Origin of the sequence: Crossiella sp. CA198 (assembly GCF_052078295.1) — a bacterium.
In the GTDB taxonomy this organism is placed as follows: domain Bacteria; phylum Actinomycetota; class Actinomycetes; order Mycobacteriales; family Pseudonocardiaceae; genus Crossiella.
The window spans coordinates 371,198-385,821 of the sequence record NZ_JBQJIM010000003.1; the positions used below are offsets into that span (position 1 = coordinate 371,198).

14 protein-coding genes and 1 riboswitch are annotated in these 14,624 nt (G+C 71.6%); of the genes, 9 read left to right on the plus strand and 5 right to left on the minus strand.

What is annotated here, in order from left to right; genetic code table 11:
* Positions 1–73 precede the first annotated feature (73 nt).
* Positions 74–463 carry a hypothetical protein gene (locus ACTOWY_RS06790; RefSeq protein WP_441308734.1) on the plus strand — a complete coding sequence of 130 codons (390 nt, stop codon included), beginning with the start codon at positions 74–76 and terminating at the stop codon, positions 461–463.
* Here ACTOWY_RS06790 and ACTOWY_RS06795 read toward each other — a convergent pair.
* A complete protein-coding gene (locus tag ACTOWY_RS06795; RefSeq protein WP_441308735.1) occupies positions 460–3,378 on the minus strand; it encodes an AAA family ATPase in 2,919 nt (972 codons plus the stop codon). The genes ACTOWY_RS06790 and ACTOWY_RS06795 overlap by 4 nt on opposite strands.
* A gap of 122 nt (positions 3,379–3,500) precedes the next feature.
* Here ACTOWY_RS06795 and ACTOWY_RS06800 point away from each other — a divergent pair, with 122 nt between their 5' ends.
* Both ACTOWY_RS06800 and ACTOWY_RS06805 read left to right on the plus strand, forming a co-directional pair.
* On the plus strand, positions 3,501–4,448 hold the full coding sequence (locus ACTOWY_RS06800; protein WP_441308736.1) for an alpha/beta hydrolase: 948 nt from the start codon (positions 3,501–3,503) through the stop codon (positions 4,446–4,448).
* A 133-nt stretch (positions 4,449–4,581) separates the two neighbouring features.
* Entirely contained in the window at positions 4,582–4,785 is a 204-nt protein-coding gene (locus tag ACTOWY_RS06805; RefSeq protein WP_441308737.1) for a PspC domain-containing protein, read from the plus strand.
* Positions 4,786–4,854: 69 nt separating this feature from the next.
* Here ACTOWY_RS06805 and glyA read toward each other — a convergent pair whose 3' ends face one another.
* A complete protein-coding gene (gene glyA, locus ACTOWY_RS06810; RefSeq protein WP_247760477.1) occupies positions 4,855–6,126 on the minus strand; it encodes a serine hydroxymethyltransferase in 1,272 nt (423 codons plus the stop codon).
* A gap of 34 nt (positions 6,127–6,160) precedes the next feature.
* Positions 6,161–6,248, minus strand: a riboswitch (ZMP/ZTP riboswitch).
* Positions 6,249–6,337: 89 nt separating this feature from the next.
* On the opposite strand from glyA, the gene ACTOWY_RS06815 reads away from it, so the two are divergent.
* From ACTOWY_RS06815 to ACTOWY_RS06825, 3 genes are read left to right on the plus strand one after another with little or no spacing between them, the layout of a single operon-like run.
* On the plus strand, positions 6,338–6,883 hold the full coding sequence (locus tag ACTOWY_RS06815) for a YbhB/YbcL family Raf kinase inhibitor-like protein (protein WP_441308738.1): 546 nt from the start codon (positions 6,338–6,340) through the stop codon (positions 6,881–6,883).
* 3 nt (positions 6,884–6,886) lie between these two features.
* A complete protein-coding gene (locus tag ACTOWY_RS06820) occupies positions 6,887–8,077 on the plus strand; it encodes a VanZ family protein (protein WP_441308739.1) in 1,191 nt (396 codons plus the stop codon).
* A 1-nt stretch (position 8,078) separates the two neighbouring features.
* Entirely contained in the window at positions 8,079–9,443 is a 1,365-nt protein-coding gene (locus ACTOWY_RS06825) for a mycothione reductase (protein WP_441308740.1), read from the plus strand.
* A gap of 43 nt (positions 9,444–9,486) precedes the next feature.
* Here the strand turns inward: ACTOWY_RS06825 and ACTOWY_RS06830 are convergent, their stop codons facing one another.
* The gene (locus ACTOWY_RS06830) at positions 9,487–10,731 is read right to left on the minus strand and encodes an MFS transporter (RefSeq protein ID WP_441308741.1); all 1,245 of its coding nucleotides are present in this window, start codon (positions 10,729–10,731) and stop codon (positions 9,487–9,489) included.
* A 150-nt stretch (positions 10,732–10,881) separates the two neighbouring features.
* Here ACTOWY_RS06830 and ACTOWY_RS06835 point away from each other — a divergent pair, with 150 nt between their 5' ends.
* Entirely contained in the window at positions 10,882–11,565 is a 684-nt protein-coding gene (locus ACTOWY_RS06835; RefSeq protein WP_247760482.1) for a FadR/GntR family transcriptional regulator, read from the plus strand.
* Positions 11,566–11,631: 66 nt separating this feature from the next.
* On the opposite strand, the gene ACTOWY_RS06840 is transcribed toward ACTOWY_RS06835, so the two are convergent.
* Positions 11,632–12,117: a MarR family winged helix-turn-helix transcriptional regulator gene (locus ACTOWY_RS06840; protein ID WP_441308742.1), complete on the minus strand. Its 486-nt coding sequence runs from the start codon at positions 12,115–12,117 to the stop codon at positions 11,632–11,634.
* Between the two features lie 113 nt (positions 12,118–12,230).
* Here ACTOWY_RS06840 and asnB point away from each other — a divergent pair, with 113 nt between their 5' ends.
* Positions 12,231–14,072 carry an asparagine synthase (glutamine-hydrolyzing) gene (gene asnB / locus ACTOWY_RS06845; protein ID WP_441308743.1) on the plus strand — a complete coding sequence of 614 codons (1,842 nt, stop codon included), beginning with the start codon at positions 12,231–12,233 and terminating at the stop codon, positions 14,070–14,072.
* Here the strand turns inward: asnB and ACTOWY_RS06850 are convergent.
* A complete protein-coding gene (locus tag ACTOWY_RS06850; protein WP_441308840.1) occupies positions 14,048–14,398 on the minus strand; it encodes a hypothetical protein in 351 nt (116 codons plus the stop codon). The two genes, asnB and ACTOWY_RS06850, sit on opposite strands and share 25 nt — an antisense overlap.
* Between ACTOWY_RS06850 and ACTOWY_RS06855 the strand changes: the two genes are divergently transcribed.
* Positions 14,358–14,582 carry a hypothetical protein gene (locus ACTOWY_RS06855; RefSeq protein ID WP_441308845.1) on the plus strand — a complete coding sequence of 75 codons (225 nt, stop codon included), beginning with the start codon at positions 14,358–14,360 and terminating at the stop codon, positions 14,580–14,582. The genes ACTOWY_RS06850 and ACTOWY_RS06855 overlap by 41 nt on opposite strands.
* Positions 14,583–14,624: the final 42 nt, after the last annotated feature.

Below are 14,624 nucleotides of genomic sequence, written 5' to 3' on the forward strand. Positions count from 1 at the left end.
TCCCTAGTGATGAATGTTCACTGGCAGTTGAGCCCGATCAGGACTCACGCTAGGAACCGAGGGAGCCAGGACAATGCGATCCTTCACCAGACGAACCGTCGCCATCGCCGCCGCCACCGCGATGTCCGCCGGATTGTTCCTCATCGCCGCACCGGCGATGGCAGCCACCCCCACCGCACCGGCCGTGAGCACGGCCGTCGCGGGCGACCACGATGACTACGACTACGAGGACGCAGAGGTGGTCGCGGTCCTCAAGGCCGGGATCAGGGTCAAGCTCAAGACCGGAGCCATCGTCACGTTGAAGGTCGGATCCGGCTGCACGATCCTCAAGGGCGGCGTGCGGGTTGGCCTCGGTTCCATCAAGATCGGCGCACGGGTCAACATCGGACTCGCGCTGAGCATCAACATCCTGGGCATCAAGATCAAGATTCGCGGCCTGGCCGGATTGATCTCGATCGGTTAATCGCCACCTGGCGCGCGCCGAACCCACGACTGGCCGCCGCTCCTGCTCAGCAGGGCGGCGGCCAGTTGCGAGCGGCGGGCGATGCCCAGCTTCCGGTAGATGCGGGTCAGGTGCTGTTCCACCGCCCGTGAGGTGACCAGGAAACCCTGCGCGATCTCCCGGTTGGTCCGGCCACTGACCACCTGTTCGGCGATCCGCAGCTCGTGCGGGGTCAGTTCGCCGCCGTCGACCGGTTCGCCACCGCGGCGCTGCTCGGTCAGCCCGGCCGCCTGCGCACGCACCGCGTCGGCCAGCACCTCCGCGCCGCAGTCCTCGGCCAGCCGCAGCGCGCGCCGGAACAGCGCGCCGGCCTGGGTGGTCTTGCCGCGCGCACCCAGGTGCAGGGCGAGTTCGGCCAGTGATCGGGCCAGCTGCGCGCGGGCCGGGGAGGTCTCCAGCAGCCGCACCGACTCGGTGAGCAGGTCGAGGCGTTCGGCCTCGGGCGCGGTCAGCGCGGCGGTGCGCAGTGCCACGCCGAGCGGGCCTGCCCCACCCCAGCGCCGGGCCAGTGCCAGCTCCTCGGCCGCGAGTTGCTCGGCGCGTGCGCGCTGACCGGTGATCAGGTAGAGCGGGACCGCGCAGGAGCGCCACACCAGGACCGCGCGGTCGGTCACGCCCCGGTCCTGAAAGCGCTTTCCGCATTGTTCCAGGTCGGCCAGGCCGCCGCTGAGGTCGCCCATGGCGGCCCGCAGCAGGCCGCGGACCAGCAGCAGGTAGTTGTAGCGCCAGCCGGTGGGCAGTTCGTCGGCCAGGCCGCGGGCGTGCAGCAGCTCGGCGGCGGCCGGGATCTGGCCGCGTTCCAGGAGGATCTCGACCAGGGTGGAGACGGCGAAGATGGTGGAGCTGCGGGTGCCGCTGCGCAGTTCGTCGAGCATGGCCAGCGCGGCGCGGGCGTCGGTCTCGGCCTCGGCCAGCGCGCCGCGGCGGCAGCGGACCTGGGCGCGCAGGCCGAGTGCGGCGGCGGCGCGCAGCGAGTAGCCGAGGCGGCGGGCCTGGGTGAGCAGTTCGGTGCAGTGCGCCTCGGCCAGGTCCAGGCGTTCCAGCACGAACAGGGCGGCGATCAGGTAGGCGAACTCCCAGCGTTCGGCCAGTTCGGCGCCGGGGCCGGTGGCCGGGGCGAGGCCGCGCTGGGCCCAGGCACGCAGCACCAGCTGGTCGGCCTCGGCTGCGCTGGGCCCGCCGATGGCGGCCTGGAAGGCGAGCATGGTGTCGGCGAACCGGCTGGCCCGCATGGATCCGGGCGCGCCGCGCAGGCCGGCCAGGCGGTGCGGCAGGTCGGGCTGGATGTGGCAGTCGTCGACCTGCAGGCACAGCACGGACAGCCGGAGCTGCCTGGCCAGGTCGGGGTCGTGCGGTTCGACCCTGGGCACGGCGGCTTCCAGCAGGGCGATGGCCTCGGTGTGCCGGTCGGCCTCGCCGAGTTCCTGGGCCAGCGCGTGCGCGGCCCTGGCGCCGAGCACCGGGTCGATGTCCTCGCCGGTGAGCTGGGTCAGGCGGCGGATGCCGGGTTCCGGGTCGATCTGGAGTTCGGTGAGGGCGAGTTCGAGCCGGAGTTCGTCCCGCTGGGCGGTGGGGTGGGGTTCGGCCAGCGCACGGCGCAGGCAGCGCACTGCCAGGTCGGGGGCGCCGTTGGCGGCGGCGCCGCGGGCGGCCCTGACCAGGGTGTCGGTGATCCAGTCGCCGGCCAGGGCGCCGGGCGGGGTGGCGGCCAGGTGGGCGGCGATCTGCTCGGCCGGGGCGGCGGTGGCGTGCAGGTGCGCGGCGGCCCTGGCGTGCGCGATCTCCCGGTCGGCCGGGCCTGCCTCCGCGCCGAGGGCGGCGGCGACCAGGCCGTGCGCGAAGGTCAGCGGTTTGCCGTCGGCGAGGATGCCCAGGCCGGTCAGCTCGCGGGCGGCCTCGGCCGCCTCGGCCGGGCTGAGGCCGGCCACCGCGGCGGCCAGGTCCAGTTCGGCCGCGCCGAGCACGGCGACCGCGCGGGCCAGCCGGGTCACCTCGGCGGGCTGGGCGTGCACCCGGGGCAGCAGGAGCTGGGCCAGGTGCCGTTCGCTGAACTCCGGTATACCGGCGGCATACTCGGCGGTCGGCGGTATACCGGCGGCATACATCGAGTGCGCCAGCTCGCCGAGCAGGTACGGGTTGCCGCCGGTGGCCGCGGCGCAGGCGGTGGCGAACTCGGGCGCGACCGGCTCGCCGAAGACGGCGGCGACCAGGTCGGCGCAGTCCGCTCCGGCCAGGCCGGTCAGCGCGAGCGGCACGCTGGCGGTGGTCAGGTCGTTGAGCGCGACCGGGTCGGCGACCTCACGGCCCGCGCCCCTGGTCATGGCCAGCAGCACTGGCAGGCCGTGCAGGCGCCTGCGCAGGTAGGCCAGCCAGCGCAGCGAGGGCGGGTCGGTGGACTCGACGTCGTCCACCGCGATGACCAGCGGCGCGGTCGCGGCCAGGTTGGCGGTGAAGCGGAACAGGCCGTGCAGGGCGGCGTAGGTGTCCAGCGCCGGGCGTTCCGCCGCGCCGGGCAGGCCCTCCCAGCCGAGCACCCGTTCGGCCAGCACCGCCGGTCCGGCCAGCAGCCGCTCCCGGCACTCCGCAGGCGCGGTGAGCAGCACCGGCTCCAGCAGCTGCCGGACCACGCCGAAGGCGAAATCGCGTTCCACCGGCGCGGCCTGCGCGCTGAGCACCAGCAGCCCGGCTTCCTCGGCCAGTTCGGCCACCGCTCGCAGCAGGTTGGACTTGCCCATGCCCGCGGTGCCGGTCACCAGCACCGCCCGCGGCAGCCCGCCACGTACGTCGGCGAGCAGGTCGCGGACCATCGTCAGCTCGGCGGACCGCCCGATCAGCCGGGTGTCGCGCTCGGGCATCCATGGTCGCTGGCGCGTCATCGGCTGCTCCTCGAAGGCCACTTCGGGCTTCACGGCGGTGCGAAATCTGAATGGAGGAAGAGTAGGAAGCGGGGTGGACCGGCGGCCAGTCCACATTGGAGTTTGTGGTGCAGACTGTGATCGTGACAGCGGACCTGCTGGGGAATCCCTATACCGCGCGAACGATCAAGCTGGCCGCGGTCCGGAATGTGGACACGGTGGCCACCTTGGTGCACTACCCGGCGAAGTCGCCGGGCAAGGGCGCGCTGCTCTACGTGCACGGATTCTGCGACTACTTCTTCCAGACGCACGTCGCCGAGTTCTTCAGCGAACTCGGTTACGACTTCTACGCGCTGGATCTACGCGGCTACGGCCGGTCCTTGCGCCCGGAGCAGCTGCCGAACTTCGTTACCGACCTGGCCCAGCACTTCGAGGAGCTGGACGCCGCAGCCGAGCTGATCCGCGCCGACGGGCACGAGCGGCTGGTCGTGATGGCGCATTCCACCGGCGGGCTGATCACCCCGCTGTGGGCGCAGGCCCGCCGGGGCCGCCTGCCGCTGGACGCGCTGATCCTGAACAGCCCGTGGCTGGACCTGGCCGAGGGCTGGTTCAACCGGGTCATCGGCACCGCGCTGGTCCGGCTGATCGGCCGCTGGCTGCCGAAGCTGGTGATCAAGCCCTCGCTGCCGCCGACCTACGCGCACAGTCTGCTGGCCGCCCACCACGGCGAATGGGACTACGACCTGACCTGGAAGCCGATCGAGCACTTCCCGGTGCGCGCGGGCTGGCTGCGCGCGGTGCGCCGCGGGCACGCCCAGGTGCACGCCGGGATCGACGTCGGCGCGCCGGTGCTGGTGCTGTGCTCGGACAAGAGCCTGCTGCACCGCAAGGCGTGGGAGGAGGCGGCCGGGCACGCGGACACCGTGCTGGACGTCGAGCAGATCACCCGGTGGGCGCCGAAGCTGGCAGGCGAGGTGACGGTGACGCCGGTGCCGGACGCGGTGCACGACGTGTTCCTGTCCGCGCCCGCGGTGCGGGAGCGGGCGCTGGCCGCGGCCAAGGACTGGCTGACCTCGCGCACCTCGCTCTGACCTGGGCGGATGTGGCCGCGGTCACCCGGAGTGGAATATCAGGGGTGTACCCCGAGGTGCGACGGCCGGAAAACGGGGAAAGTGAATGGGGAAGCGGCCGCAGCGAGCGGCCCGACTCCAGGAGGTACTCACGATGTCCGCCCCGATCAGGTCGCGACGCTTGGCCCGGTCGCGCAACAGTGTGTTCTTCGGCGTGGCCGGCGGGATCGCCGAGCGCTTCGGCTGGAAGCCCGGCACGGTGCGGTTGGCGTTCGTGATCTCGTGCGTGCTGCCTGGACCGCAGTTCCTGCTCTACCTGGTGCTCGCACTGTTCATGCGCTCCCCGGAGAAGTACTGACCGGCACTGAGCTGATCTGAGGCGAGGCCCCCACCAGTGGTTGGTGGGGGCCTCGCCTCGTTCGAGTGCTCAGACCTGCGGGGCCCAGCCGGGCATCGGGTAGCCGGCCATCAGCTCGGCGACCTCGGCCGCGATCGCCTCGATGGCCTGCTCGTCTCCGTTGCCCGCCGCGGTGACCGCGCGGTCCATCCACTCCGCGACCTGCGGCATCTGCGCCACCCCCAGCCCGCGGGTGGTGATGCCCGCGGTGCCCAGCCGGATGCCGGAGGGGTCGAACGGCTTGCGCGGGTCGAACGGCACGGTGTTGTAGTTCAGCTCCACGCCCGCCCGGTCCAGGGCCTTGGCCGCGGGCTTGCCGCCGATGCCCTTGCCGGTCAGGTCGGCCAGGATCAGGTGGTTGTCGGTGCCGCCGGAGACCAGCTCGAACCCACGCTCGGTCAGGGCCGCGGCCAGCGCCTTGGCGTTGGCGACCACGGCGTGCGCGTAGTCGCGGAAGGCCGGGCCGGATGCCTCGCCGAGGGCGACCGCGATGGCGGCGGTGGTGTGGTTGTGCGGACCGCCCTGCAGGCCGGGGAAGACCGCCTTGTCCAGGGCCTTGGCGTGTTCGGCGTCGGAGAGCAGCATCGCGCCGCGCGGGCCGCGCAGGGTCTTGTGCGTGGTGGTGGTGATGACCTGGGCGTGGCCGACCGGGCTGGGGTGCGCGCCGCCTGCGATCAGGCCGGCGATGTGCGCGATGTCGGCGACCAGGATCGCGCCGACCTCGTTGGCGATCTCGGCGAAGGCCGGGAAGTCGATGGTGCGCGGGATCGCGGTGCCCCCGCAGAAGATCAGCTTCGGGCGTTCGGCGCGGGCCAGGTCACGCACCTGGTCCAGGTCCACCACGCCGGTCTCCTTGCGCACGCCGTACTGCACGCTGCGGAACCACTTGCCGGTGGCCGAGACGCTCCAGCCGTGCGTGAGGTGGCCGCCGGAGGGCAGCGCCATGCCCATCACCGTGTCACCGGGGCTGGCGAAGGCCAGGTAGACGGCGAGGTTGGCCGGGGAGCCGGAGTAGGGCTGCACATTGGCGTGGTCCACGCCGAAGAGCGCCTTGGCCCGGTCCACGGCCATGGTCTCGATCGGGTCGATGAGCTGCTGGCCCTCGTAGTAGCGGCGGCCGGCGTAGCCCTCGGAGTACTTGTTGGTCAGCACGGTGCCGGTGGCCTCCAGCACGGCTTCGGAGACGTAGTTCTCCGAGGCGATCATGCGGAGTTTCTCGAACTGGCGACCGGCCTCGGCCTGCACGAGTTCGGCGAGCACCGGATCGGCGTGGCTGAGGTGGGGAAGGGCGGGCTGATGCATGAACGGTTCCTCCTCGCGGCACGGCAACGAATACCGGCTGCGCCCAGGCGTACGGCGCGCACCGAACCGTGCCGCTCCCCGGTGGTTGAGTCCACCCGAACACGCCAGTCGCGACAGGATGATCCTAGCCTGCGACGGGGTAGCACAGGGGTGGATAGGGTGACCGCAGCCGCGGTGACCGTGACCCGCGACATCCCCTTCTGGAGTGCCGATGAGCCTCGAACGTCCCGTCGCCCCCGACCCGTACAGCCTGCTGCCCAAGGTCGGCTCGTTCACCGTCACCTCCACCGAGGTGACCGACGGCGAGCAGCTGCCCAGCGCGCAGGTGTTCAACGGGATGGGCGTCTCCGGCGAGAACCGCTCCCCGCAGCTGAGCTGGCGTGATTTCCCCGCCGAGACCAAGAGTTTCGCGGTGACCTGCTTCGACCCGGACGCGCCGACCCCGTCCGGGTTCTGGCACTGGCTGGTGGTGGACGTGCCCGGTTCGGTCACCGAGCTGGCCGCCGACGCGGGCCGGGCCGACGGCTCCGGGCTGCCCGCCGGCGCCTTCCACGTGCGCACCGACTTCGGCTCGGCGGGCTACGGCGGGGCCGCGCCGCCCGCCGGGGACCACCCGCACCGGTACATGTTCGCGGTGCACGCGCTGGATGTGGACACCCTCGGCGTGGACGCCTCGGCGACCCCGGCGGTGGTCAGCTTCAACCTGGTGTTCCACACCCTGGCACGGGCCGTGATCAGCCCGGTCTTCGCGCACTGACCGGTGGGAGTCCGGGTCTTACCAGCCTGGGTCGCGGCGATTTCCGCGGTCGTCCTGGCGCTGGTGCTGTTCGTGCCCTACGTCGCCGTGCGCTACCGCAAGCGCGGCGACCTCGGCGCCGGGGATGTGGCGCTGGCCTTCGGGTTCCTGCTGTACCTGCTGGCGCTGATCGCCTATGTGCTGGTGCCGTTGCCGCCGGTGGGCCCGGACTTCTGTCAGTACTACGGCTGGGTGCGGCCGCAGTGGCAGCCGCTGCACGTGCTGACCGAGTGGCCCGCGGTGCGCGGCTGGCGGGATCTGCCCAGGGTGGCCGCGGACGGCAGTTTCCGTTCCTTCGCGCTGAACGTGGCCTTCTTCGTGCCGCTGGGCATGTTCCTGCGGCATCTGTTCCGGCGCGGGTTCGTGGCCACCGTGCTGATCGGGTTCGGGGTGTCGCTGCTGGTCGAGCTGACCCAGCTGACCGGGATCTGGTGGAGCTACCCGTGTGCGTTCCGGATCTTCGACGTGGACGATCTGATCTCCAACACCGGTGGCACGGCGATCGGCGTGCTGTTCGCGCCGTTGCTGCGGCTGGTGCCGGGGCAGCGGGCGGTGGCGGACGCGGGGTTGCCGCGGCCGGTGACGCGCTGGCGGCGGTTGCTGGCGATGGTGTGCGATCTGCTGCTGGTGTGGTGGGCCGGGCAGGTGTGCGCGCTGCTGGCGGGGGTGGCCGGGTTCGCGGGGCCGTGGGTGCCCGCGTGGGCGGAGTGGTGGGCGCCCGCGGTGGGGTTGCTGGTGCTGACGGTGGCGGCGCGCGGGGCGAGTCCGGGGCAGGTGATCGTGCGGCTGCGGCCGGTGGCGGCCGGGGACGAGACGCAGCGGCGCTCCGGTGCGGCGGCGGCGCGAGCCGAGCCCGCGGCGGGGCGGCGGCCGGGTGTGGTGGCGATGCTGGTCCGGTGGCTGGTCGGGCTGGGTGGGGTGGCCGGGTTGCTGGGGCTCGCGGTGACGCCTACCGAGGTCCCTGGGGCAGGGATCGCCTGGTGGGTGGCGCTGGGGTTGTTGCTGGTGCACGGTGTGTCCGCGGTCCTCGGCCGGGATCAGCGGGGAATCTCCGGGCGGCTGTCCGGGTTGCAGGTGATCGACGCCCGGGTGTCCGCGGCACTCCCCGACCCCGCCGATGACCGGCGGCGAAGCAGCGACAGGCAGGATGGATAGCGTGCCTCATTACGACCTGGTCATCATCGGCAGCGGCTCGGGCAACTCGATCATCGACGAGCGGTTCGACGACTGGAACATCGCGATCGTGGAGAAGGGCGTCTTCGGCGGCACCTGCCTCAACGTCGGGTGCATCCCGACCAAGATGTTCGTGCACCCCGCCGAACTCGCCAGCAGCCCGAAGGCCGCGGCCAAGCTGGGCGTGGACCTCGAACTGCACGGGGTGCGCTGGGCCGAGGTGCGCGATCGCGTCTTCGGCCGGATCGACCCGATCGCGGCCGGTGGTCAGCGCTACCGCGCGCAGGAGTGCCCCAACGTCACCGTCTACAGCGGCGCGGCGAAGTTCACCGGGCCCAAGCAGCTGGACACCGGCACCGGGGTGACCATCACCGCGGACCGCTTCGTCATCGCGGCCGGCAGCCGTCCGGTGGTGCCGTCGGTGGCCGGGATCGACGAGGTCGGCTACCACACCAACGAGACCGTGATGCGGCTGGCAGAGCTGCCCGCCCGGATGGTGATCCTCGGCGGTGGGTTCGTGGCCACCGAGTTCGCGCACGTGTTCAGCTCCTTCGGTGTGCAGGTCACCGTGGTCAACCGGTCCGGGGCGCTGCTGCGGGCCGAGGACGCCGATGTGTCCGCGCGGTTCACCGAGCTGGTCAGCCAGCGCTGGGACGTGCGGCTCAACCGCAAGGCGCTGCGCGCGGAGCGGGTGGACGGCGTGATCCGGCTGCACCTGGAGGGTCCCGAGGGCGCCGAGGTGGTGGAGGCCGAGGAGCTGCTGATCGCGGCCGGGCGGATCCCGAACGCGCGCCTGCTGGAGGTCGAGGCGACCGGGGTGCGCACGCACGACGACGGCCGGATCGTGGTCGACGAGCACCAGCGCACCGAGGTCGAGGGCATCTTCGCCCTGGGCGATGTCAGCTCGCCGTACCAGCTCAAGCACGTGGCCAACCACGAGTCGAAGATCGTCCAGCACAACCTGCTGCACCCGGAGCAGCCCCGGACCACCGATCACCGGTTCGTGCCGCACGCGGTGTTCTCCTCGCCGCAGGTGGCCTCGGTCGGGCTGACCGAGGACCAGGCCAAGGCGGCCGGGCTGGCGCACGTCGCGGTCACCCAGGAGTACGCGGGCATCGCCTACGGCTGGGCGATGGAGGACACCACCGGGTTCTGCAAGCTGATCGCGGACCCGATCACCGGGCAGCTGCTGGGCGCGCACATCCTCGGCCCGCAGGCCTCCACGCTGATCCAGCCGCTGATCCAGGCCATGCACTTCGGGCTGGACGCGCGGACCATGGCGCGCGGGCAGTACTGGATCCACCCGGCCATGCCGGAGCTGATCGAGAACGCGCTGCTCAAGATCTGAGCCAGGCCACCCGCGACCGCGTGTGCCGCGGTCGCGGGTGGGCTCAGACGTAGCGGGGGCGGCCGGCCAGGTAGCCGATCAGCAGCTGGATGGTCATGGCGAGCAGGACCAGCAGCAGCGAGGCGGTCCAGCCGCCGGTCCAGCCGTGCAGCATGCCGACGCCGAACGGGCCGATCGCGGCGATCAGGTAGCCCAGGCTCTGCGCCATCGCGGACAGCCCGGCGGTGTCGGCCACGGTGCGCGAGCGCAGCGTGATGAAGGTCAGCGCGAGCGGGAACAGCCCGCCCATGCCGACGCCGAGCAGCACCACCCACAGCACCGGGGACAGCGTGGGCAGCAACAGCAGGCCCAGCACACCGAGCAGTGAGGTCGCGGTCATCGCGACCGCCCAGCCGGACTGGGCGCGGCGGCGGGTGACCAGCGGCGGGATGATCAGCGCGGCGGGCACGCCGATGACCATCAGCACGCCGAGCATGACGCCTGCGGTGGTCGGGTCGACGCCGGCGACATCGCGCAGGATCTCGGGCAGCCAGCCCATCCAGGTGTAGGCGACCAGCGACTGAATGCCGAAGAAGCCGGTGACGGCCCAGGCCAGCGGGTTGCGGAACAGGCTGGTGGTGCGTCCGGCGGCCGCGGTGGTGGACGCGGCGGCCGGGGCGGTGGCCGCCTGGGTGGCGGCGGCCTGGTCGGTGGCGGAGGTGGTCTGGGCCGCCTGTTGCTCGGCGTCGTGGGCCAGGGCGGCCTGTTCCAGGGGCTGGGCGCGGCGGCGGGCCACCGCCCAGACGATCACCGCGAGCACCGCGAGGCCCGCCCACAGGCCGACCGCGAGCCGCCAGCCACCGACCCAGCGCTCCAGCGGGGCGGTGAAAGCGGCGGCGGCGGCGCCGCCGGCGGAGAGCGCGGCGCTGTAGACGCCCATGACAAAACCGAGGCGGCCGGGGAAGGACTCCTTGACCACCACCGGGATCAGCACGTTGGCCACCGCGATCGAGGAGCAGGCGGCGAGCGTGCCGCCGAGCAGAACCGCTGGTCCGTCCAGCACCCGCAGCGCGAGTCCCAGGCCGAGCAGGGCGAGGGCGAACCCGACCACGCGGAGGGCGCCGAATCGCCGCGCAAGCGTTGGCGCGACGAGACCGGCGAAACCGAAACACACCGTAGGCACAGCCGTGACCGCGCTGACCCAGACTGCCGAGACGCCCAGAGAATCACGCACCTCCGCCAGCACGGCGGCGAGGCTGGTCACGGCGGGACGGAGGTTCAGCGCGGCGAGCACGATTCCGACAATCAACAGCAGGCTGCCGCCGACGACCGTAGCTGCACGAGAGCGGTCGGAGATGGCAGTCTGATCCGTTGACCGGATGTCGTCAGGGAGGGTCGGCGTCACGGTCACGCAAGTACTATAGGCAAACATGGGATGTCCGGATGAAAGGATGAGACTGTGCCGTTGGCCACTACCCGACGCACCGGCCTCGTCGAGCAGGTGATCGACCAGATGCGCACGCTGGTGACCAGCGGCGAATGGCCGATCGGGCGGCGGATTCCCGCCGAGCCCGAGCTTGTGACGGCGCTGGGCGTGGGCAGGAACACCGTCCGGGAGGCGGTCCGGGCGCTGGCGCACGCGGGATTGCTGGAGGTGCGGCAGGGCGACGGCACGTTCGTGCGCGCGACCAGTGAACTCTCGGGCGCGGTGCGCAGGCTGTGCGACGCCGAACTCCGCGATGTGCTGGAGGTGCGGCACGCCCTGGAGGTCGAGGGTGCTCGGCTGGCGGCGGTCCGTCGCAGCGAGGAAGACCTGCGCAGGCTGACCGAGGCCCTGGCCGAACGCGATGCGGCCCTGGCCGCCGGGGAATGGGACCGGATGGTGGTCACTGACACCGCCTTCCACCTGATGCTTGTCGAATGCTCACAGAACCCGGTGCTCACCGAGCTGTACCGCGGGTTCACCGAGGCGGTGAAGGCCAGCGTCGCGACCACGGTTGACTCCGAGGCCGAGAGCGACCGGCACATCTCCCACCAGGACCTGCTGGCGGCGGTCCGGGACCGGGACCCCGACCGGGCGGCCCGCGAGGCGGGCGGCTTCATCGAGGAACTGCTCTCCACCCTCGGTTCTGCCGAGCACTGAGGTCGCGCGCCCCTTCGGCGCTCCGGGTCCGGGACGGGGCCGGGTCACCGGAGGGGCGGTTCGGGCCTACCGGGTGCGCAGGCGGGCCTCGCGGGCGTCCAGGTCGGCGTTGAGCCGGGCGACCAGGCGGGCCAGGTCGCGCTGGTCCTGTTCGGGCCAGTCGGCCAGCACGCCGTGCAGCCAGGCGGCGCGGTCGGCCTGCACGATGGCGACCCGGTGCCTGCCCTCGTCGGTGACCTGCAGCGGCTGGGTGCGCGCGTTGGGCGGGTTGTCGACCACCCGGACCAGGCCGCCGCCGGTGAGCTTGGCCACATGCCGGCTGGCCGTGGACTTGTCCACGTTGAACATCCGGGACAGCTCGCCCACGGTCAGCTCGGGGCGCGCGGTGATCACCGCGAGATACGGGTATGTGGTCTGATCCAGGCCTGCGACCTCGGGATACCTGGTGGTCCAGAACCGCCAGAAGGCCTTGCGGGTGAACACGGTCAGCTCGTGTTCCAGCGCGGTGGTCAGCGCGCTGTCCGGTGTCGTCGGTTCGGCCCGGTTCGTCACGAAACCACCCTTCCACCTGTAGGTCCGGAACACCAGACGGACAGTTGCGCGACGCAACCATCGGGTTTACCGTCGGAGACATCCCACCAATTTCAGCGATGAAGGGGGATCTCATGTGTGGAATCGCCGGCTGGGTCGGCTACCAGCGCGACCTGACCCAGGAACAGGACACCGCCGCCGCGATGACCGAGACCATGGCCTGCCGCGGCCCCGATGACGCCGGGCTCTGGCTGGACCGGCACGCCGCGATCGGGCAGCGCAGGCTGGCCATCATCGACCTCGAAGGCGGCCGCCAGCCGATGGTGGCCGAACAGGACGGCCGCACCGCCGCGGTGCTCAGCTACAGCGGCGAGGTCTACAACTTCCGTGAGCTGCGCGCCGAACTCCAGCGCCGCGGGCACCTCTTCCGCACCGCCAGCGACACCGAGGTGGTGCTCAACGCCTACCTGGAGTGGGGCCCGGCGCTGGTCGACCGGCTCAACGGCATGTACGCCTTCGCGATCTGGGACGCGCGCAGCGAGGAGTTGCTGCTGGTGCGGGACCGGATGGGCATCAAGCCGCTCTACTACTACCCCACCGCCGACGGCGTGCTCTTCGGCTCCGAACCCAAGGCGATCCTGGCCAATCCACTGGCCGAGGCGGTGCTGGACGCGGATGGGCTGCGCGAGTCGCTCGCCTTCGTCAAGACCCCCGAACTGGGCATCCTGCGCGGACTGTTCGAGGTGCGGCCGGGGTCGGTGGTCACGGTCTCCCGCAAGGGAATCGGCAAGTCCCGGTACTGGCGGCTGGAAGCCACCGAGCACACCGACGACCTGGACACCACCGTCGGCACCGTGCGCGAGTTGCTGGAGGACATCGTCGAGCGGCAGCTCATCGCGGACGTGCCGCTGTGCACGCTGCTCTCCGGCGGTCTGGACTCCAGCGCGCTGACGGCCTTGGCGGCCAAGGCGTTGACCGCGCAGGACGCCGGGCCGGTGCGCTCGTTCTCCATCGATTTCGCGGGCTACACCGACAACTTCCACGCCGATGCCTTCCGGGACAGCCCGGACGCGCCGTTCGTGGCCGAGGTGGCGGCGCACGTGGCCGCCGACCACACCAACATCGTGCTGGACAACGATGATCTGATGGACCCGGCGGTGCGCGCGGCCGCCCTGCACGCCAGGGACCTGCCCACCGGCATGGGTGAGATGGACTTCTCGCTGTACCTGCTGTTCAAGGCGATCCGCGGCCGGTCGACGGTGGCGCTGTCCGGGGAGTCCGCGGACGAGGTCTTCGGCGGCTACAAGTGGTTCCACGACCCGGCCGCGGTCAACGGCGGCACCTTCCCGTGGATCGCCGCGCGGGCGCACAGCCAGACCGAATCGGTTTATTCCGGGCTGGCGCAACGACTCCAGCTGCGCGACTACGTGCAGCAGCGGTACCAGGAGGCCCTGGCCGAGGTGCCGCGACTGGCCGGGGAGACCGGCCTGGAGGCGCGGATGCGGGAGCTGAGCTACCTGAACCTGACCCGGTTCGTGAACATCCTGCTGGACCGCAAGGACCGGATGAGCATGGCGGTCGGTCTGGAGGTGCGGGTGCCCTTCTGCGATCACCGCCTGGTGCAGTACGTGTTCAACGCGCCGTGGGCGATGAAGACCTTCGACGGCAAGGAGAAGAGCCTGCTGCGCGCGGCCACCGCGGACGTGCTGCCGCAGTCGGTGGTGCAGCGCAAGAAGAGCCCGTACCCCTCCACCCAGGACGCCGGGTATGAGAAGGCGCTGCGCGAGGAGCTGGCCACGGTGCTCACCGATTCGGCCGCGCCGGTCTGCGAGCTGGTGCCACCCAAGGACATCCAGCAGCTCCTGGACTCGCCGCTGACCGCGGTGGGCTCGGACTCGGCGACCCGGCGCACGGTGGAATCACTGCTGGGCCTGAACCGGTGGATCCTGGACTACGACGTCCGGTTGGCGGTGTAGCCAGCCCTGGACCGCCGACTTGGGCCAACTCGTACGCCCGGTTGGGCCACAGTGGCGTACGAGTTGGGCCAACTCGGCGGGTGAGGTGAGGTCAGAGGGTGCGGCAGTCGTGGAGTTGGGTGGTGCCGGGGACCAGCGCACAGTTGGCGGTGACCCAGGACAGGGCCTGGTTGACCACGGTCGTGCCGGTGCCGGTGCCGCCGCCGAACTGGCGCCGTGGACTCGCCGCTGGTCCAGACGAACCTCAACTGTCCACTGTGGACGTAGTCCTGGAGCTGGGCTTCGGTGGGCGCGGGATCGTTGCCGTTGAAGCCGCCGATGGCCATCACCGGCAGTCCGGTGTCCAGGATGACCGGGGCGGCCACCAGCGCGCCGACCCTGGCCGCGGGCGTGCTCACCGTGCTGCACGACCCGGCCGGGCCGGTGACCAACTCGATCCATCTGGCCACCCGGCGCGGCCGGGAGAACCTGCCCCGGATCCGCGCGGTGTTCACCGCCCTGTTGCGCTGAAGTTGTTGTCGTGTATGGGAACGGGCGCGGCCGGAGTACGCA

What these genes read in the sequence shown, in the direction of transcription:
- glyA (WP_247760477.1), bottom strand. Translation starts at nt 6,126, where the DNA reads ATGCATCAGCCCGCCCTTCCCCACCTCAGCCACGCCGATCCGGTGCTC.
- ACTOWY_RS06805 (WP_441308737.1), top strand. Translation starts at nt 4,582, where the DNA reads ATGTCCGCCCCGATCAGGTCGCGACGCTTGGCCCGGTCGCGCAACAGT.
- asnB (WP_441308743.1), top strand. Translation starts at nt 12,231, where the DNA reads ATGTGTGGAATCGCCGGCTGGGTCGGCTACCAGCGCGACCTGACCCAG.
- ACTOWY_RS06850 (WP_441308840.1), bottom strand. Translation starts at nt 14,398, where the DNA reads ATGGCCATCGGCGGCTTCAACGGCAACGATCCCGCGCCCACCGAAGCC.
- ACTOWY_RS06795 (WP_441308735.1), bottom strand. Translation starts at nt 3,378, where the DNA reads ATGACGCGCCAGCGACCATGGATGCCCGAGCGCGACACCCGGCTGATC.
- ACTOWY_RS06815 (WP_441308738.1), top strand. Translation starts at nt 6,338, where the DNA reads ATGAGCCTCGAACGTCCCGTCGCCCCCGACCCGTACAGCCTGCTGCCC.
- ACTOWY_RS06790 (WP_441308734.1), top strand. Translation starts at nt 74, where the DNA reads ATGCGATCCTTCACCAGACGAACCGTCGCCATCGCCGCCGCCACCGCG.